General features: G+C 69.4%; 20 protein-coding genes. 4 read left to right on the top strand and 16 right to left on the bottom strand.

The features are described from left to right. The first annotated feature begins 178 nt into the window (after nucleotides 1–178). Nucleotides 179–1165 (top strand): 3-methyladenine DNA glycosylase, encoded by a 987-nt coding sequence (locus NS354_RS06735; RefSeq protein ID WP_082677952.1) that lies wholly within the window; start codon nucleotides 179–181, stop codon nucleotides 1163–1165. 91 nt (nucleotides 1166–1256) lie between these two features. On the opposite strand, the gene NS354_RS06730 is transcribed toward NS354_RS06735, so the two are convergent. Next, nucleotides 1257–2321 carry an Rv2578c family radical SAM protein gene (locus NS354_RS06730; RefSeq protein ID WP_193750722.1) on the bottom strand — a complete coding sequence of 355 codons (1065 nt, stop codon included), beginning with the start codon at nucleotides 2319–2321 and terminating at the stop codon, nucleotides 1257–1259. Nucleotides 2322–2370: 49 nt separating this feature from the next. Next, nucleotides 2371–3282, bottom strand: a complete 912-nt coding sequence (locus NS354_RS06725) for a helix-turn-helix domain-containing protein (RefSeq protein WP_193750721.1) — start codon at nucleotides 3280–3282, stop codon at nucleotides 2371–2373. A gap of 213 nt (nucleotides 3283–3495) precedes the next feature. On the opposite strand from NS354_RS06725, the gene fdhA reads away from it, so the two are divergent. Then, nucleotides 3496–4707, top strand: coding sequence for a formaldehyde dehydrogenase, glutathione-independent (gene fdhA / locus NS354_RS06720; protein ID WP_058593806.1), 1212 nt, complete (start codon nucleotides 3496–3498; stop codon nucleotides 4705–4707). An 83-nt stretch (nucleotides 4708–4790) separates the two neighbouring features. On the opposite strand, the gene NS354_RS06715 is transcribed toward fdhA, so the two are convergent. The 4 genes from NS354_RS06715 to NS354_RS06700 form a co-directional block, all read right to left on the bottom strand. Further along, nucleotides 4791–5093: a chorismate mutase gene (locus NS354_RS06715; RefSeq protein ID WP_010155418.1), complete on the bottom strand. Its 303-nt coding sequence runs from the start codon at nucleotides 5091–5093 to the stop codon at nucleotides 4791–4793. Between the two features lie 14 nt (nucleotides 5094–5107). Next, nucleotides 5108–6394, bottom strand: coding sequence for an adenylosuccinate synthase (locus NS354_RS06710; protein WP_010155419.1), 1287 nt, complete (start codon nucleotides 6392–6394; stop codon nucleotides 5108–5110). 143 nt (nucleotides 6395–6537) lie between these two features. Then, nucleotides 6538–6954, bottom strand: coding sequence for a DUF3151 domain-containing protein (locus NS354_RS06705; RefSeq protein ID WP_058593805.1), 417 nt, complete (start codon nucleotides 6952–6954; stop codon nucleotides 6538–6540). A gap of 30 nt (nucleotides 6955–6984) precedes the next feature. Further along, nucleotides 6985–7473, bottom strand: a complete 489-nt coding sequence (locus NS354_RS06700) for a YajQ family cyclic di-GMP-binding protein (RefSeq protein ID WP_058593804.1) — start codon at nucleotides 7471–7473, stop codon at nucleotides 6985–6987. 359 nt (nucleotides 7474–7832) lie between these two features. Between NS354_RS06700 and NS354_RS06695 the strand changes: the two genes are divergently transcribed. Beyond that, nucleotides 7833–9272 carry a dicarboxylate/amino acid:cation symporter gene (locus tag NS354_RS06695; protein WP_058593803.1) on the top strand — a complete coding sequence of 480 codons (1440 nt, stop codon included), beginning with the start codon at nucleotides 7833–7835 and terminating at the stop codon, nucleotides 9270–9272. Nucleotides 9273–9394: 122 nt separating this feature from the next. Here NS354_RS06695 and NS354_RS06690 read toward each other — a convergent pair whose 3' ends face one another. The 3 genes from NS354_RS06690 to NS354_RS06680 are packed head-to-tail and all read right to left on the bottom strand — an operon-like array spanning nucleotide 9395 to nucleotide 11372. Continuing rightward, on the bottom strand, nucleotides 9395–10105 hold the full coding sequence (locus tag NS354_RS06690) for a hypothetical protein (RefSeq protein WP_058593802.1): 711 nt from the start codon (nucleotides 10103–10105) through the stop codon (nucleotides 9395–9397). After that, a complete protein-coding gene (locus NS354_RS06685; protein ID WP_058593801.1) occupies nucleotides 10102–11016 on the bottom strand; it encodes an ABC transporter ATP-binding protein in 915 nt (304 codons plus the stop codon). Before NS354_RS06685 ends, NS354_RS06690 begins: the two co-directional genes overlap by 4 nt. Further along, nucleotides 11013–11372 (bottom strand): GntR family transcriptional regulator, encoded by a 360-nt coding sequence (locus NS354_RS06680; protein ID WP_058593800.1) that lies wholly within the window; start codon nucleotides 11370–11372, stop codon nucleotides 11013–11015. Before NS354_RS06680 ends, NS354_RS06685 begins: the two co-directional genes overlap by 4 nt. A 221-nt stretch (nucleotides 11373–11593) precedes the next feature. On the opposite strand from NS354_RS06680, the gene NS354_RS06675 reads away from it, so the two are divergent. Beyond that, the gene (locus tag NS354_RS06675) at nucleotides 11594–12412 is read left to right on the top strand and encodes a siderophore-interacting protein (protein WP_058593799.1); all 819 of its coding nucleotides are present in this window, start codon (nucleotides 11594–11596) and stop codon (nucleotides 12410–12412) included. Between the two features lie 207 nt (nucleotides 12413–12619). On the opposite strand, the gene NS354_RS06670 is transcribed toward NS354_RS06675, so the two are convergent. The 7 genes from NS354_RS06670 to NS354_RS06640 all read right to left on the bottom strand — a co-directional run. Further along, nucleotides 12620–13189: a hypothetical protein gene (locus NS354_RS06670; RefSeq protein ID WP_058593798.1), complete on the bottom strand. Its 570-nt coding sequence runs from the start codon at nucleotides 13187–13189 to the stop codon at nucleotides 12620–12622. 53 nt (nucleotides 13190–13242) lie between these two features. Further along, complete coding sequence (locus tag NS354_RS06665; RefSeq protein WP_058593797.1) at nucleotides 13243–13812, bottom strand: hypothetical protein; 570 nt, start codon at nucleotides 13810–13812, stop codon at nucleotides 13243–13245. A gap of 64 nt (nucleotides 13813–13876) precedes the next feature. Further along, complete coding sequence (locus tag NS354_RS06660) at nucleotides 13877–14509, bottom strand: hypothetical protein (protein ID WP_153002134.1); 633 nt, start codon at nucleotides 14507–14509, stop codon at nucleotides 13877–13879. Further along, entirely contained in the window at nucleotides 14509–15078 is a 570-nt protein-coding gene (locus NS354_RS06655; RefSeq protein WP_058593795.1) for a hypothetical protein, read from the bottom strand. The genes NS354_RS06660 and NS354_RS06655 overlap by 1 nt, the downstream gene beginning before the upstream one ends. Further along, nucleotides 15075–16577, bottom strand: coding sequence for a hypothetical protein (locus NS354_RS06650; protein WP_058593794.1), 1503 nt, complete (start codon nucleotides 16575–16577; stop codon nucleotides 15075–15077). The genes NS354_RS06655 and NS354_RS06650 overlap by 4 nt, the downstream gene beginning before the upstream one ends. 36 nt (nucleotides 16578–16613) lie before the next feature. Beyond that, entirely contained in the window at nucleotides 16614–16904 is a 291-nt protein-coding gene (locus NS354_RS06645) for a hypothetical protein (RefSeq protein ID WP_058593793.1), read from the bottom strand. A 307-nt stretch (nucleotides 16905–17211) separates the two neighbouring features. Beyond that, nucleotides 17212–17849 (bottom strand): response regulator (locus NS354_RS06640; RefSeq protein ID WP_153002133.1); only part of this gene is annotated, 638 nt, incomplete at its 5' end.

Raw genomic sequence — 17849 nt, 5'->3', positions numbered from 1 at the left:
GCCCCCCACCACAAACTCGTTCAGCTAACCAGAACGCGAGCGGCCCGCAGCTCGCTTTCGCGCAACTTCACCCGCGTTTTCACCCGCCGCCGTGTCGTTGCCCGAGCGGTGCGGGTGCGGCGCGGGTGCGACGCGATCTCGTCGCGCCCGGTTGCCCGCCGAGCGTTACACTCGCTGGGTGCCCGTCGTCGCCGTTCTCGATCCGCCCGCGTGGCGCGCACGCGAGCGAGCGCACGCCGAGCGGGCGCACGCGCTGACCGCCGCGCACCGCGATCGGCGGCTGCGAGGCGAGCGCCACCCGGTCGAGGACTTCCTCTGGACCTACTACTCCGTGAAGCCGTCGGAGCTCGCGCGGTGGCACCCGGGGGCAGCGGTGCGGCTCGCTGGCGCGTCGGATCGCGCTGCGTGGAAGCACTACCGCGCAGCGGGCGGCGGCGACGCTTCGGTCGCCGGCGGCGGCGATGCTTCGGTCGCCGCCGAGCTCGACCTGCGCGCCTTCTTCGAGCGGCGCGGCGGCACCGTCGACTACGTCGAGCGACTGCTCGAGGCGACGCTCTCCCGTCCGCCCCGCTTCGGCTGCTTCGGCCTGCACGAGTGGGCGATGGTGTATCGCCTGACGCCCGAGCAGGTGCGCCATGCGATGCTACCCCTCCGCATCGGCCACGAGGCCACCGACCGGGTGGTCGAGTCCCACCCGATCAGCTGCTCCCACTTCGACGCCTATCGCTTCTTCACCGCCGATGCGGCGCCCCTCAACGAGCTCCGGCCGACACGCGAGACGCAGCCCGAGACCGAGCAGTCTGGGTGCCTGCACGCGGGCATGGACGTCTACAAGTGGGCGGCCAAGCTCGGGCCGATCATCCCGGGCGAGCTGCTGCTCGACGCCTTCGTGCTGGCGCGCGACATCCGGGAGGTCGACATGCGCGCGTCACCGTACGACGTCAGCGCGTACGCGGGGGCCGATGGACGGCCGCTCGCGGCCGTCGCGATCGAGACCGCCGCCGGCAAGCGGGAGTACGCGCACCTGCAGCGCGGCTTCGCGGCGCGCGGCGATGCGCTCCGCCGGCGCGTGCTCGACGCGATCGCGCTGGCCCGCGCCGCCGCTCCCGGTGCGAGCGGGGTCACTTCTCGTGCGTGTCGCCCGTCCGACACGCACGAGAAGTGACCCCGCTTCAGGGGACGGAGCCGGACGGAGCCGAGCGGAGCCGGGCGGAGCCGAGCGGAGCCGAGCGGAGCCGGACGGAGCCGAGCGGCGGTCAGAAGAGCGTCGGCGCCGGATCGCCCGGCGCCGACTGAGCGGCGGCCGACCGCGCAGCGGAGTTCTGCGCCAGGGTGCGGGTGCGCGACGTGCCCGAGCGGTCGAGCCCGTACCGCGCGATGAGCGGGCGGATGCGCGCGGCGAGCTCCGTGCGGTACGCCTGCGGTGCACGGCTCGAGGCGCCGGGGAACAGGGAGCGGTAGCGCGGCAGCAGCTCGGGGTGCTCGCGCTCGAGCCAGGCGAGGAACCAGGGCTTCACGTGCGATCTGAGGTGCAGCGCCCCGTAGACGACGGAGCGCGCTCCCGCATCGCGGATGTCGCGGAGCAGCCGGTCGAGCTGATCCGGGCCGTCGGTGAGACCGGGCAGCACCGGCATCAGGAAGACGTCGGCCGCGAGCCCCGAATCGCGGGCGGCGGCGATCGTGTCCAGCCGCGCGCGCGTGGTCGGGGTGCCCGGCTCGATCGACTGCTGCAGCTCGGGGTCGCCCACCGCGATCGACATGGCGAGCTCGACCGGCACCCGCTCCCCCGCCTCGGCGAGCAGCGGCAGGTCCCGCCTGAGCAGCGTGCCCTTCGTCAGGATCGACATCGGCGTGCCGCTGCGGGCCAGCGCCGTGATGATGCCCGGCATGAGGCGGTAGCGCCCCTCCGCGCGCTGATAGGGGTCGGTGTTGGTGCCGAGGGCGACGCACTCCCGCGCCCAGCTGGGCCGCGCGAGCTCCCGCCCGAGCACCTCGGCCACGTTCACCTTGACGACGATCTGCGCGTCGAAGTCCTTCCCCGTGTCGAATTCGAGGTAGCGGTGCGAGCCGCGGGCGAAGCAGTACACGCAGGCGTGCGAGCAGCCCCGGTACGGGTTGATCGTCCACGAGAACGGCATCGACGAATCGCCGTGCACCCGATTGAGGGCGCTCTTCGCCAGCACCTCGTGGAACGCCATCCCCGCGTACTCCGGCGAGCGCACGGTGCGCAGGTGCCCCGGCACCGCCGCGATCCGCGCCGCGTCCAGCCCCGGGAGCACCCCGTCCTCCGGCGCCGCCATCGTCTGCCCGCTCCACCTCATGCGACCATTCGAACATATGTTCGAATGGATTGCAACGCGGTATCTCGTGCTATCCCGCGCGCCACTGCGTCGGCGAGCACCCGTACGCCCGCGTGAAGGCGCGGATGAAGGCGGCCGAATCGGAGTAGCCCGCCTCCCCGGCGATCGCCCGCACCGTCAAGCCGCTGGCCGCTCGCGACTCCAGCAGTTCCGCCGCGCGGTTCAGCCGGACGCGGCGCAGGTACGCCGCCGGCGAATCGGATGCGCCGGCGAAGATCGCGTGCACCTGGCGCACGGAGAGGAAGTGGTGCGCGGCCAGCCGCTCGACGGTGACACCGGGGTCGCCGCAGTGGTCGCGCAGCCACCGCTGCAGCACCGCCAGCCGGGCCCGCCGATCCGCCTCGGGCGCCGCATCCCTCGTCAGCGCGCGCATCACCACGGCCAGGGTGTCGCTCACCGCGCGCGCGATGCCGGATCCCGCGTGCGCGTCGAGCGAGAGCTGGCTCGACTGCAGGCTGAACAGCAGCGCGCGCAGCGCCGCCTGCCCGGGCACCGAGGCCCCGGTCGCCCGGGCCACCGACTCCCCGATCGCGCGATCGGAAAGCCCGAGCGACTCCCGCGTGAGCTGCAGCACGATGAGATCCTGGCCGCGCGTCGGCACCGACATGCGGTACGGCTCCCCGGCGTCGACCAACGCGATCGACCCGGCGCCGAGGCGCGCACCCCGCCCCCGCTGCGACAGCGTCCACGCACCCCGCAACTGCATCATGACGAGCAGATGATCGGTGGCGTCGGCCTCGACCAGCGCGCGCGGCCGCTCCGCCTCGTGCGCGTCGAACGAGACCCGGCTCACCCACATCGACGGCGAGATGCGGCGCTGCGCGATGCGCGCCGCGAAGCGCGACCCGTCGCCGCGGCAGTGGAGCGGCACGAACATGCGGCTGGCGACGCGCTGCCACGCCTCGACTCCTCGAACACTCAACAGCTCCATTGGCATCCCCCGGCGCCTCGATACAGCTCGGTGCAACCCGTCGTCCCGCACCGGGTCGACGCCGAGCCACCCGCGCAGATACGGCCAATGCTCGTGCAGAGGCGGCACATGCCGACCGGAGTCCGGTGCCCTACCGTGGTGCTACCGGTGATGCTACACGGTACCGAGCGGCGCAGCGCAGCGCCCCGTCAGAATGGAGTCTCCATGTCAGGCAACCGAATCGTCGTCTACAAGGGTCCGGGCGAAGTCGCCGTCGAGCACTTCGACTATCCGACGCTCGAACTGCCGCAGGAGGTGGCCGAGGGCCTCGGGATCAAGCGATCCGCGCCCCACGCCGTCATCCTAAAGCTGGTCACCACCAACATCTGCGGCAGCGACCAGCACATGGTGCGCGGTCGCACCACGGCCCCCATCGGTCAGACGCTCGGGCACGAGATCACCGGCGAGATCGTGGAGGTCGGCGACGACGTGCTCTTCCATCGAGTCGGCGACATCTGCTCCGTGCCCTTCAACATCGCGTGCGGCCGCTGCCGCATGTGCAACGAGGGCCAGACCGGCATCTGCCTGAACGTCAACCCGGCGCGGGCCGGCGCGGCGTACGGGTACGTCGACATGGGCGGCTGGCTCGGCGGGCAGGCCGAGTACGTCATGATCCCCTACGCCGACTTCAACCTGCTCAAGTTCCCCGACCGCGACGAGGCGCTCGAGAAGATCCTCGACCTGACGATGCTCTCCGACATCTTCCCCACCGGCTACCACGGCGCCGTCTCCGCGGGCGTCACCACCGGATCCACCGTCTACGTCGCCGGCGCCGGCCCCGTCGGGCTCGCCGCGGCGTACTCGGCGCAGCTGCTCGGCGCCGCGACCGTGATCGTGGGCGACATGAACGCCGACCGGCTGCGGCAGGCCGAGAGCTTCGGCTGCGCCGCCGCCGACCTGTCGAAGGGGGACGCCCTCGCAGACATCATCGCCGACATCGTGGGCGAACCCGAGGTCGATGCCGCGGTCGACGCGGTCGGCTTCGAGGCGCGCGGGCACGGGCACGGCGCGGCCGAGGCGCCCGCGACGGTGCTGAACGACGTGATGAACGTCGCCCGGGCGGGCGCATCGCTCGGCATTCCCGGGCTGTACGTGACGGGCGACCCCGGTGCCGTCGACGAGGCGGCGAAGCACGGTCAGATCGGCGTGCGCCTCGGCCTCGGCTGGGCGAAGTCGCACCGCTTCGTCACCGGCCAGTGCCCGGTGAAGAAGTACAACCGGCAGCTGATGAATCTGATCCTCGCGGATCGCGCCCACATCGCGCAGGCGGTGGGCGCCACCACCATCGGTCTCGACGAGGCGGCCGAGGGGTACGCGCAGTTCGATGCGGGCGCCGCGCAGAAGTTCGTGATCGACCCGCACGGCATGGTGTCGTGATGCTCCCGCTCGAGGGGTGACCCCGGGGCGTCGCCGGGCTCGCGGTTCGCCGCGCGCCCGGCGACGCGTGCGCCTGGCGCCGGTTACGCCTTGTGCTCGTCGGCGATCTGCGTGTGGTGCTGAATCACCTCGGCGACGACGAAGTTGAACCACTTCTCCGCGAACTCGGGGTCGAGGTGCGCCTCCTCGGCGAGGGTGCGCAGTCGATCGATCTGACGGGCCTCGCGCGCGGGATCAGCAGCGGGCATCTCATGCTCCGCCTTCAACCGCCCGACCTCCTGCGTACAGCGGAACCGCTCGGCGAGCATGTGCACCAGTGCCGCATCGATGTTGTCGATGCTCGACCGCAGCCGATCGAGGCGTTCGAGGGGCGTCGGCTCGCTCATGCGCGATCCTCCGCTCAACCCAGCAGGTCGTGCAGCACCACGACCTGCTCGCGCTCGGGGCCCACGCCGACAGCCGAGATGCGCGATCCGCTCATCCCTTCGAGGGCGACGATGTAGTCCTGGGCGTTCTTCGGCAGATCCTCGAAGCGGCGCGCCCCCGAGATGTCTTCGTTCCACCCGGGGAACTCTTCGTAGATCGGCTTCGCGTGGTGGAAGTCGCTCTGGTTGACCGGCATCTCGTCGTGCCGCACGCCGTTGACGTCGTAGGCGACGCAGACGGGAATCGTTTCGAGGCCCGAGAGCACGTCGAGCTTGGTGAGCACGAAGTCGGTGACGCCGTTGATGCGGGCGGCGTAGCGGGCCATCGGCGCGTCGTACCAGCCGCACCGGCGCGGCCGCCCGGTGGTGGTGCCGAACTCGAAGCCCTGCTTGCGCAGGTACTCGCCCGACTCGTCGAAGAGCTCGGTCGGGAACGGGCCGGCGCCCACGCGCGTGGTGTACGCCTTGATGACGGAGATCACGCGGTCGAGTGCGTGGGGCGGCAGCCCCGAGCCGGTGCTCGCACCGCCCGCCGTCGCGTTCGACGAGGTGACGAACGGGTAGGTGCCGTGATCGATGTCGAGCATCGTGGCCTGGCCGGCTTCGAAGAGCACGGTCTTCTCCGCCTGCATCGCCTCGTGCAGCAGCAGCCCCGTGTCGCACACCATCGGCTCGAGCATCTCGCGGTAGCCGAGCAGGTCTTCCACGACCTCGTCGGCCGAGATGGCGCGACGGTTGTAGATCTTGACGAGCACCTGGTTCTTGAAGTCGAGCGCCGCCTCCACCTTCTGACGCAGGATGCCCTCGTCGAAGATGTCTTGGATGCGGATGCCGACGCGGTTGATCTTGTCGGCGTAGGCGGGGCCGATGCCCCGGCCCGTGGTGCCGATCTGGCGCTTGCCGAGGAACCGCTCCGTCACCTTGTCGAGCGTGCGGTGGTACGCCGTGATGACGTGGGCGTTCGCGCTCACCTTGAGGCGCGAGACGTCGACGCCGCGGCCGCCGAGCGCCTCCAGCTCGCCGCGCAGCACTTCGAGATCGACGACGACGCCGTTCGAGATCACGGGGGTGACGCCGGGCGTGAGAATGCCGGAGGGCAGCAGGTGCAGCGCGTACTTCTCGGACCCCACCACGACGGTGTGGCCGGCGTTGTTGCCGCCGTTGAACTTGACGACGTAGTCGACGCGGCTGCCGAGGAGGTCGGTCGCCCGACCCTTTCCCTCATCGCCCCACTGGGCACCGGTGATGAGCACTGCGGGCATTTCAGCCCCTTCCTTCGACAACGGCACGTACCGGGTCAGTCTAGCGAAGGGCGGCGGCCTCCCGGCGGGCGGGCTGTCGACGCGAGGCGCGACGCGCAAGGCGCAGCCGCGCGACGCGACCGCGGTGCGTCAGCGGCTCGCCCTCAGCGGCTCGCCTCGATCGCGGCGATCGCCTGCGGGTCGGCGCCGCCGAGGAACTCGGTGAGCCGATCCACCTCGTTCGTCTCGCCGATGCGCGCGGCGGCGCGGCGCAGCGCGAAGAGCGCGCGCAGCACGCCGCGGTTCGGCTCGTGCGACCAGGGCACCGGGCCCGCACCGCGCCAGCCGGCCTTCCGCAGCGCGTCGAGACCGCGGTGGTACCCCACGCGGGCGAAGGCGTAGGCCTCGATCTCGCGGCCCTCGGCGTCGGCGGCGTCGGCGAGCAGCGCCCAGACGAGGGGCGACTCCGGATGCTCGCGCACGACGGACTCGAGGTCTCGCGACGAGGCGAGCGCCTGCGACACCGCAGCGTCTTCGGGCAGGAGCGTGGGTTCGGGTTCGAGCAGGTTCGCGCCGATCATCAGGTCAGTGTATCGGTGGCCCGGCGGCGCTCAGCGGTAGTTGACGAACTGCAGGGCGACCTCGATGTCGGCGCCCTTGAGCAGCGCCATCGTCGCCTGCAGGTCGTCGCGGCTCTTCGACGAGACGCGCAGTTCGTCGCCCTGGATCTGCGACTTCACGCCCTTCGGGCCCTCGTCGCGGATCAACTTGTTGAGCTTCTTCGCCGTCGCCTGGTCGATGCCCTCCTTCAGCTGAGCGTCGATGCGGTACTCCTTGCCGCTCGCGTACGGCTCGCCCGTGTCGAGCGCCTTGAGCGACAGCCCGCGCTTGATGAACTTGGAGTGCAGCACGTCGAGCACGGCGTTCGCGCGCTCCTCGGTGTTCGCCTTGATCTGGATCTTCTCGCCGGAGAGCGAGACGTCGGCGCCGACGCCCTTGAAGTCGTAGCGCTGCTCGACCTCCTTGCGGGCCTGGTTCACCGCGTTCTCGACCTCCATCGCGTCGATCTTGCTCACCACGTCAAACGAAGAATCAGCCATGCGCCCAGCGTACCCGAGCGGAGCCGCGGCACCCTCCGGAGCGGGGTCGTTTCGGGAGCGTGTCGGCGTCCCGGCACCCGGCGACACCCTCCGCAACCGACCCCGCTGCGCAGACGACCGCAGACGACCGCAGACAACCGCAGACAACCGCCTCGCGGATCAACACAATCCGTGATGACAGACATTCAGCAACTGAATGATTTGATAGGCTGTCGGGGTTCCGGGGAACCGAAGCGCACGCCGGCCGGGTCGGCCGAGCCGCACCGCTCGCGCGATCCCCGCCGCCCCTCTCGAAAGGACTCATCACCGTGTCTGCACCTCAGGCCGCCCCGAAGCGGGCGCACCGGCTCCCGCGCTGGATGACGTCGTTCGGCTGGCAGATCCTCGCCGCACTCGTCATCGGCCTCGTGCTCGGCGGCATCGCCATGTCGGTCGGCCCCGACGCGGCCGACAACCCGAACGGGCTGCACGCCACGCTCGCCACGATCGGCAGCAGCTACGTCTCGCTGCTCCGCGCCGCCGTGATCCCCCTGGTCTTCACCGCGATCGTGTCGAGCATCGTCGGCCTCCGCAAGGTGACGAACGCCGCCCGCCTCGCCGGCCAGACCCTCCTCTGGTTCGCGATCACCGCGCTCATCGCGGTGACCATCGGCATCGTGCTGGGCATCACGCTGCAGCCCGGCGCATCCGCGTCGCAGACCGCGCTGACGCCCGAGGCGCCCGACTCCGTCGGCACCTGGTGGAACTTCCTCACCGGCCTCGTGCCGGCGAACTTCCTCGGGCTCGGCATCTCGGGAAGCGTCGACGCGGCCAGCGGCGCGCTGTCGGCGAGCCCGAGCTTCAACGTGCTGCAGGTCATCGTGATCTCCGCCGCCGTCGGCATCGCGGCGCTGAAGATCGGCGAGAAGGCGGAGCCCTTCATCGCGCTCACCGAGTCGGCCCTCGCCATCATCCAGAAGGTCCTCTGGTGGATCATCCGCGTCGCCCCGATCGGCACCATCGGCCTCATCGGCAACGCGGTCGCCGAGTACGGCTGGAACCAGATGGGCACGCTCACCTGGTTCGTCGGCGTGCTGTACCTCGGGCTCGCCATCGTGCTCTTCGTGGTGTACCCGATTCTCGTGAAGACGCACGGCCTCTCCGTGAAGCAGTACTTCTCGGGCGTGTGGCCGGCGGTGCAGCTCGGCTTCGTGAGCCGCTCGTCGATCGGCACGCTGCCCCTCACGCAGCGCGTCACCGAGCGCAACCTCGGCGTGCCGCGCGGCTACGCGTCGTTCGCCGTGCCGCTCGGCGCGACGACCAAGATGGACGGCTGCGCCGCGATCTACCCGGCGGTCGCCGCGATCTTCATCGCGCAGTTCTTCGGCATCGACCTGACGATCGTGCAGTACCTCCTGATCGTCATCGTCTCGGTGGTCGGCTCGGCCGCGACCGCGGGCACGACCGGCGCGACCGTCATGCTGACGCTCACGCTGTCGACGCTCGGACTGCCGCTCGAGGGCGTGGGGCTGCTGCTCGCGGTCGATCCGATCATCGACATGGGCCGCACCGCGGTCAACGTGGCCGGCCAGGCGCTCGTGCCCGCGCTCGTCGCGAAGCGCGAGGGCATCATCGATCTCGACCTGTACAACGCGCCGCGCCAGGGCCTCGCGTTCGACAACCGCGATGTCGAGGCGGAGCGCGCCGCCGACGCGGCCGACACGACCGACGCGACCGCCGCGACCGACGCGATCGACGACGGCATCCGCACCGGCGACGGGATCCCCGCAGCCGACGAGGCGGTCTCGCGCTGGCGCTGACCCCGGTCCGCCGCGCGAGCCGATTCCGCGGCTCCGCCGCAGTGCAGCAGAGCGCCGGAGGGGTGGTGATCCCCTCCGGCGCTCTGCTGCGCGGCTACGCCGCGGATCGCGGGCAGCTCGAGCTAGCGCACCGCCGCCCGCCGCATCGCGAACCAGGTGACGATCAGCGCCAGCGCGATCGCCGCGAGCGCCCCGACCGCGAGACCCGCGCGGGTGATGCCGCCGAGAATCTCGGGCAGCTGCGGGGCGAACACCAGCAGGAGCACGGCGAGCACGAGGCCGATGGCTGATCCGACGATCGCGGGGCCCTTCGCCCCGAAGCGCACCCAGATCGCCCCGAAGAAACCGCCGATCGTGAGGCAGCAGAGCACGCCGAGGAAGGCGGTGACCCCGAGCACCCACGGGTCTCCCGCACCGAGCAGGTACACGTCGAGCACGTACACCGACATGAACCAGTGGTCGGTGGCGAGCTCGACGCCGAGCAGTGCGACGAGCAGCAGCGCGATATAGGCGGCCTGGAGCACGTTCGCGAGCATCGTGCCGAGCACGAAGTTGCGTCGTGTGGTGCCGAGCGTCAGCGCGAAGGGGTAGGTCGTGGCGACCGCCTGCACGCCGTAGTAGATGAGGAAGCCGGGGAGCGACCACACCAGGCCGCCGTTCTGCCGGGCTCCGGCGATGTAGTCGGCGCTTCCCACCATCCCCGTCGCCCGCTGGATCGCGAGCGCGATCACGATGGAGATCACCATGACCAGGGCGACGATGACGGCGGGAACCACCACGAAGATGCCGATCTTGTTCATGTGCAGGCGCGTGACCTTCATGATGCGGTTCATGCTGCGCTCCGTTCCAGTTGCGATGCCGCGTCGTCATCGGCGGCCGTGTCGCCGAGGCCGTAGGCGGCGACGAGATCCTGCAGGGAGACCGGCGCCAGTTCGAGGCCGCCGGCTGCCGCTCGGCGCTCGGCCGTCAGCGGGGTGTCGACCACGGCGGTGGCGAGCCCGCCGATGCGTCGGCGGGAGAGGACGGGCAGGCCGGTGAGGAAGTCGTCGACCTCGGCCGCCTTGCCCGCCACCTGGAACGCGCTGCCGCGCATCGCGTCCACGTCGTCGTGCCGCACCACGCGACCCTGATCGATCACGATCACGCGCTCGAGCAGGCGATCCATCTCATCGATGAGGTGGGTGGAGAGCACGATGGTGCGGGGGTGCTCGGCGTAGTCGCGCAGCAGCTCGTCGTAGAAGATCGCGCGAGAGGTCGCGTCGAGCCCGAGGTACGGCTCGTCGAAGAACGTGATGGGCGAGCGCGATGCGAGGCCGAGCACGATGCCGAGCGCCGACAGCTGACCGCGCGAGAACTTCTTGACGATCGGCTTGCTCGGGATGCGGAAGGCGTCGATCAGGCGGTCGGCGACCTCCTGGTTCCAGTGGGGAAAGGAGAACCTGGCGGCGCGCGTGGCGAGCTTCAGGGTGTAGTCGTCGGGGTAGCGCTGGTTGTCGCGCACGAAGCACATCTGCTCGATGGTCTCGGCCCGCTCGAACGGATCGTGGCCGTCGACCGCGACGGCGCCCGAGCTGGGGCGATCCTGCGCGGTGACGAGCGACATGAAGGTGGTCTTGCCCGCGCCGTTGCGCCCGAGCAGCCCGGTGATGGTGTTCGCGTGGACCTGCACGCTGACGTCGTCGAGGGCCGTGGCACCTCGATAGCGCCGGGTGAGCCCGCGGGTCTCGATGGCGATGGGGGTCATTGTTCCGCTTCCTGTTCGATCAGTCGGATCACGTCGGTGTGGGCGAGGCCGAGCGCGCCGGCTTCGCGGAGGAGGGGGCGCACGAAGCGCTCGGTGAGCCCCTGCTGCCGTTCCCGGGCGATATGCGCTCTGGCGCCTGGGGCGACGAACATGCCGATGCCGCGCTTCTTGTAGAGGATGCCCTGGTCGACCAGCAGGCTGAGCCCCTTGCCGGCCGTCGCCGGGTTGATGCGCATGTGGGCGGCGAGCTCGTTCGTCGAGGGAACCTGCTCGTCCTCGTCGTAGACGCCGCGCAGAATCTCGTCTGAGAGGCGATCGGCGAGCTGGAGGAAGATCGGGCGGTTGTCATCGAACACTCCTCACCTCGTTTCGTTCGGGGAGTCCGTCCGGCTGGCCGCGCCGCTCGGCTTCCTTGGTTAGTTACTTCACTAATGAACCTAGGTGGTTGATGTCGCCGTGTCAAGCGCCGCTTGTGCGACATTCATCTGATGAAGTACCGTGGGGTGCGCCCGACGCCCCGCTGCGCCCGCCGCCCTCGCCGCGTCACCTCCGCCGCCTCACGAGAGAAGGATCAGCCATGGCCTCCAGCAACATCGTCGTCGCCCACGCCGACACGGGACTCATCACCGCCGAGGTCGTGCGCGCCGAACGCATCTCGCCGAACTTCGTGCGGCTCACCATCGGCGGCGACGATCTCGCGCGTTGGCGCCACCTCGGGTTCGACCAGTGGTTCAGGCTCGCGATGCCGGTCGCGGGCGACGCCACCCGCTTCGACCGCATGTCGGATCGCTTCGATACGCGCGGCTACCTGAAGTACCTTGCGCTGCCGAAAGCCACACGACCCGAGATCCGCAACTACACGGTACGGGCGTTCCGGCCGGAGGCGGCCGAGATGGACATCGACTTCGTCGTCCACGAGTCGAGCGACCCTGCGCACGCCGGCGTCGCAGCCCCCTGGGCCACCTCGCTGCCGATCGGCGACCGCGTGGCGCTCATCGACCAGGGGTGCGGATACCGGGAGGTCGCCGGCACCGACCGCGTACTGCTCGTGGGCGACGAGACCGCGCTGCCCGCGGTGCTGGGGATCCTGCGCGACCTCCCCGCTGAGAGCACGGGGCACGCGATCATCGAGGTTCCCGACGCGGCGGATCGCCAGGCCGTGACGGCTCCCGCGGGCGTCGACGTGCAGTGGATCGTTCGTCAGCCGCACGCCCGCCCGGGAGCGCAGGCGCTCGACGCCCTCCGCGCACTGCCGGAGTCGGCGGCCGACGGGCCGGTCTCCGCATTCATCGCGGGCGAGCAGCAGCTCGCCACCGGCGGCCGGCGGCACCTCGTGAACGAGCGGGGCGTCGCGAAGCACGCCGTGGACTTCTGCGGGTACTGGCGCCAGAGCTGAGCACCGGGGCGGCCGGGCGGCCGGGGAATTACACGAGTGTAATTCTGCACAGGCGCGGGTCGCGGCTGTGGATAACCTCGGGAGCTGCGCCCTCCAGTGCGGCGCACTTCCGCACTGCGACGCCGATGTGGCGCCCCCGGCGCGCGAATGACACCGGTGTAGTTATCCACAGTTCCGGATGCGATTCCTGCCGGTGCGCACCCGCGTCTAGTACTCATCGTGCGGGCTGAAGTCCTTCGGCGGGATGACACACGGACCGAAGCTGGTGAATGAGAGATCGTTCTTGCCGTCCAACGTGTTCGGGAGGAAGCTGACGTAGTAGGAGAACCCGTCGGGCGATTCGAGCACGAGGTCGGCCTGCGCCTCGTTCGTTCCATCCGCAGCCGCAACCTTCCAGTCGAGACCGCTCTTGCTCGCCGCGAAGTGCTCGAGAATCGCAGGCACATCCGCGGAGTCGGAAAGATACAAATCCATTCCCCCCGTAAGCATGCGGGTTCCGGTCTCCTCCTGGAAGTAGGGTCTTCTGCCACCCAGGTCGGTGTCGCACGACAGTCCCGCAGTTGCTTCGACCGGCCCCCACCGATCCACGATCTGCTCAGACGGAATCAGCGCCGCGAAATCCTCCAACTGCTCATTCTGGATCGTGCGCACCTCGGGAAACGTCAGCGGAGAGATCGGCTCCGGGTTCGTCGGTTCCTGCGCGACGCACCCCGACGCGATTAGGCCGGTGCAGGCGAGCACCGCAACGGCGAGCGCGCGCAAAAGGCGATGCTTCATGGCAACTCCAGTCTCGAAGGGTGGTGATGACGTGCGGCCGCTGGCGCGGGCCGCTAGTACTCGCCGTGCGGGTTGAAGTCCTTCGGCGGGATGACGCACGGGCCAAAACTGGTGAACGAAATATTGTTCTTGCCGTCCACCGTGTTCGGGTAGAACCTGACGTAGTACGAGAATCCATCGGGTGATTCCAGCACGAGGTCGGCCTGAGCGTCGTTCGTTCCATCCGCAGGCGCAACTATCCAGTCGAGACCGCTCTTGCTCGCCGCGAACTGTTCGAGAATCGCCGGCACATCTGCGGAGTCGGAGAGATACAGATCCATCCCCCCGGTGAGCATGCGGGTTCCGGTCTCCTCCTGGAAGTAGGGTTTTCTGCCTCCCAGGTCGGTGTCGCACGACATGCCCGCCGTCGCTTCGATCGGCCCCCACCGATCCACGATCTGCTCGGCCGGAATCAGCGCCGCGAACTCCTCCAACTGGTCGTTCTGGATCTTCCGAACCTCGGGGAACGTCAACGGCGAAATAGGCTCCGGATCCGTCGGTTCCTGCGCGGCGCACCCCGACGCGATCAGGCCAGTGCAGGCGAGCACCGCAACGGCGAGCGCGCGAAAAAGGCGATGCTTCATGGCAGCTCCAGTCTCGAAGGGTGGTGAGGACGAACGTGATGACGTGTGGCCGCTAGCGGGGCTACTAGTACTTTCCATGCGGGTTGAAGTCTTTCGGCGGGATGACGCATGGGCCATAACTCCTGATCGAGAGTTGATTCTGGATGCGCGTGTTCGGGCTGAATCTGATGTAGTACGAGAATCCGTCGGGTGATTCCAACACGAGGTCGGCCTGCGCCTCGTTCGTTCCATCCGCCGCGGCAACGCCCCAGTCGAGTCCGCTCTTGCTCGCCGCGAACTGATCGAGAATCGCCGCGGCGTCCGCTGAATCCGTCAGATACAGATAGATTCCCCCGGTGAGCATGCGGGTTCCGGTCGCCTCCTGGAAGTAGGGCGTGCGCCCGCCCAGGTCGGTGTCGCACGACATTCCCATCGTTGCTTCGATCGGCCCCCACCGGTCCACGATCTGCTCGGCCGGAATCAGGGCCGCGAACTCCTCCAGCTGCTCGTTCTGAATCTTCCGAACCTCGGGAAACGTCAGCGGCGAGATCGGCTCCGCGTGTGTTGGTTCCTGCGCGGCGCACCCTGAGGCGACCAGGCCGGCGCAGGCGAGCACCGCAACGGCGAGCGCGCGAAAAAGGCGATGCTTCATGGCAGCTCCAGTCTCGAAGGGTGGTGAGGACGAACGTGATGACGTGCGGCCACTGGCGCGGGCCACTAGTACTCATCGTGCGGGCTGAAGTCCTTCGGCGGGATGACACACGGACCATAACTCCTGATCGAGAGTTGATTCGCTCCGCGCAACGTGTTCGAGTTGAAGTTGACGTAGTACGAGAACCCATCGGGCGATTCGAGCACGAGGTCGGCCTGCGCCGCGTTCGTCCCATCCGCCGGGGCAACGCCCCAGTCGAGACCGGCCTTGCTCGACGCGAACTGATCGAGAATCGCCGCGACGTCCGCGGAATCCGACAAATACAGATAGATTCCCCCGGTGAGCATGCGGGTTCCGGTCTCCTCCTGGAAGTAGGGTTTCCTGCCTCCCAGGTCGGTATCGCACGACATTCCCATCGTTGCTTCGATCGGCCCCCACCGGTCCACGATCTGCTCGGCCGGAATCAGCGCCGCGAACTCTTCCAACTGGTCGTTCTGGATCGTGCGCACCTCGGGAAACGTCAGCGGAGAGATCGGCTCTGGATCCGTCGGTTCCTGCACGGCGCACCCCGACGCGATCAGGCCGGTGCAGGCGAGCAGTGCAAGTGTAATGATGCGAAGAATCTGTCGCTTCATCGTGTCTCCGGGGTCAGTTCGTCGACGAGCACATCGAGAGCGGGCAGGTTGGTTTCCGGACCATCACCCAGCCGCCCGTGTTTGTCCGGGCGGCTCTCCCCCGGGAGCGGAGACTCGGGGCGGAAGGGCGTGAAGATCTCGGGCATGCCATGGATGGTGTTGAGCCCCTCGAACTGCGGATACTCATCGAGGGCGTTCAGCAGATCGCCGTCGTACCGGATGTCGCTGTATTCGGTGCCGGAGCGAGGCGTCCACCCGTCGGGCACGTACGAGCCGCCGAGCGACACCACCTGATCGAATGCCGCGCCGTGCATCTCGGACGCGGCGACCACCGTCATGCCCGCGCTGTAGCCGACGGCAGTCTGGGGAAGATCGGAGATTCGAGCGTCGGTGCCGAGCGCACCGGCGCCGAACGCGGCGAGCTGCTCGCCTCTTCGGGCGAGACCCGCCTCATCCAGGTTGTCCGCCCACCCGATGCTCGGGAAGTCCTTGTACACGAAGACGACCGCGTCGGCGTACTGCTGCGCGAGGTGCTTCGGCACCTGCTTCGCGTCGCCGTTGGCGAAGTCTTCGAGCCGGGTGGTCGTTCCGGGAACGTACGTGATGACCTGGCTCGTGTCCGGGCCGATCTCACCCAGCATCTCGACGATGCGGTAGCGCTGCTTGTCGAGCACGACGAGCTGCACCTCTCCGTCGATCACCTGCTGCCAGTACTGCTTCTCGGCCGCGCTGATGCCGTCATCGTCGATGTACCGCTTCGCAGTCACGGCGTTCGCCTCGATGCGATCCTCGAACGGCACGCCATCGAGGTTGCCCACGAACAGCGAGTACTGCTGCTGCAACCGGTCGCGCTCGGCCTGGGACAGGCCCTTCCACCAGTCCCCGACCTGCTCAGGACTCATGAGAGCGATGGTGAGGATGTCGACCGGCGGAAGCTCCGGGGCCCGAAAGCCGACGGTCCGCGCGCCTCCCGTCGCACCGCCCGCACCGCCCGAACCGCACAGGCGGTTGAGATCAGCAGTGCAGGCGTGGATCGCGGCGGCGCACTCCGCATCGGCCCTCGTTCGCTGATGATCGAGCTCCGAGAGCCGGCGCTCGATCATGCGCAAGGAGGCATCGATCTCGTCGATGTTCTGCTGGAGCGGGTGCGCCTGCCCGACGACCGCGTCACCCCAGAAGTCGGGGTCGGCGATCCGGTTCGCGGTTCGTGCACGCTCGGACTCCGCGTCGAGCCTTCTCGACATGAACATGCGCGCCTCGAACTGCATGCTGGCGACCTGACCCGAGTACCGCTGCAGGGCCTGGCCGGCAGCCAGCCGCACATCCGCGATCTGCTGCGCGCGGGTTTCGAGCGGCCGGCATGCGGCGAGAAGCGCGGTGAGGGCGCGCGCCTCACCGGCCGCCTGCACGTGCCCGATTCCCCGTCGCAGCCACGCCATCGTCTCCTGCAATTCGTCGAGGCGCGAGATCTTCTGCGCCACCGAGGCGACCCAGTCCATCTCGCCGCGCAAGACTCTCGACCCGGCATCCATCGGTCACCTCCCGTTCCCGGCCGGCACGCTCGCCGCCACCTGGGCGTCGAGCTGAGCGAAACTCTCCTGCATCGAGCCGGCCGATCGCCCCCGCGCGGCGGCCTGCTCGCCGAAGCCCTCGGTCGCCCGAGGCAGCGCCGCGGCGAACTGGGCGAGCGCCTCCTCCACCTGCTCGGCACCGTAGTCGGCGCCGACCTGCACACTGCCGGCGAGAGCGAACGCCGCGCCGGCGTTCACGAGCGCCGAACGGGCCTCGGCGAGAGCGTCACCGGTGATCCTCAGCCGTTCAGACATCGGCCCTCCTCGGGCCCGGTCGATCGAACGGGCGACGATCTCCCCACTCGCGCGGCCTGATGACACTCTCCGACATGGTGACGCTCCTTCGCATGAGGCCGCCGACGCACGCTCCGAGTCGAGAGGCGCGCGTCAGCGGTACCGAATCCCCATGTCTGCGGCGTGCGCGCACGGGGTTGCGTTCACGCTAGGAAACCGCGCCGGCGCCGCGACGCTCTCGCACGCATTGCAGTATCGAAACGCGCGAAATGCAGTAGCGCAGCCGCTCGATTGGGTATCGGCGTGCCGCACGCGGCACCCGCGCCGGTCAGAGAATGCCGCACTCCATCGCGCGCGTCACCGCGCGCGTGCGATCCGACACCCCGAGCTTCTCGAAGGTGCGCAGCAGGTGCGTCTTCACCGTCGACTCGCCGATGAACAGCGCCGCCGCGATCTCGGGATTGCTCATCCCGGTCGCCACCAGGCGCAGAATCTCGACCTCGCGCGCCGTCAACCGCGGGCCGGGCTCCTCCCGCCGCTCGGCGCCGGAGTGCGCGCGCGCCACCAGCTGAACCGCGATCGACGGCGCGAGCACCGTCTGGCCTGCGGCCACCGCGCGAACGCCCGCCGCCAGCTCCTCCGCCGGAGCGGCCTTCACGAGGTACCCGTTCGCGCCCGCCTCGATCGCCGCGAGAATCTGATCGTCCTCCTCGTACGTCGTGAAGATCAGCACGCGGGGCGCGGGATCCGGCGCGGGATCCGCGGAGCGCGTGAGTCGCCGCGTCGCTTCGACGCCGCCCATGCCGGGCATCCGCAGATCCATGAGCACCACGTCGGGCCGCAGCGTCGCCGCGATACCAAGCGCCGTCTCGCCCGACTCCGCTTCGCCGACCACCTCGAAATCAGGCTCGGTCGCGAGCAGCCCCGCGATGCCCGCCCGCACGATCGGATGGTCGTCGACGACCA

Origin of the sequence: Leucobacter chromiiresistens, from assembly GCF_001477055.1 — a bacterium.
In the GTDB taxonomy this organism is placed as follows: Bacteria; Actinomycetota; Actinomycetes; order Actinomycetales; family Microbacteriaceae; genus Leucobacter; species Leucobacter chromiiresistens_A.
The sequence above is the reverse complement of the archived record's forward strand: the minus strand, read 5'-3'. Positions and strand labels throughout refer to the sequence as shown.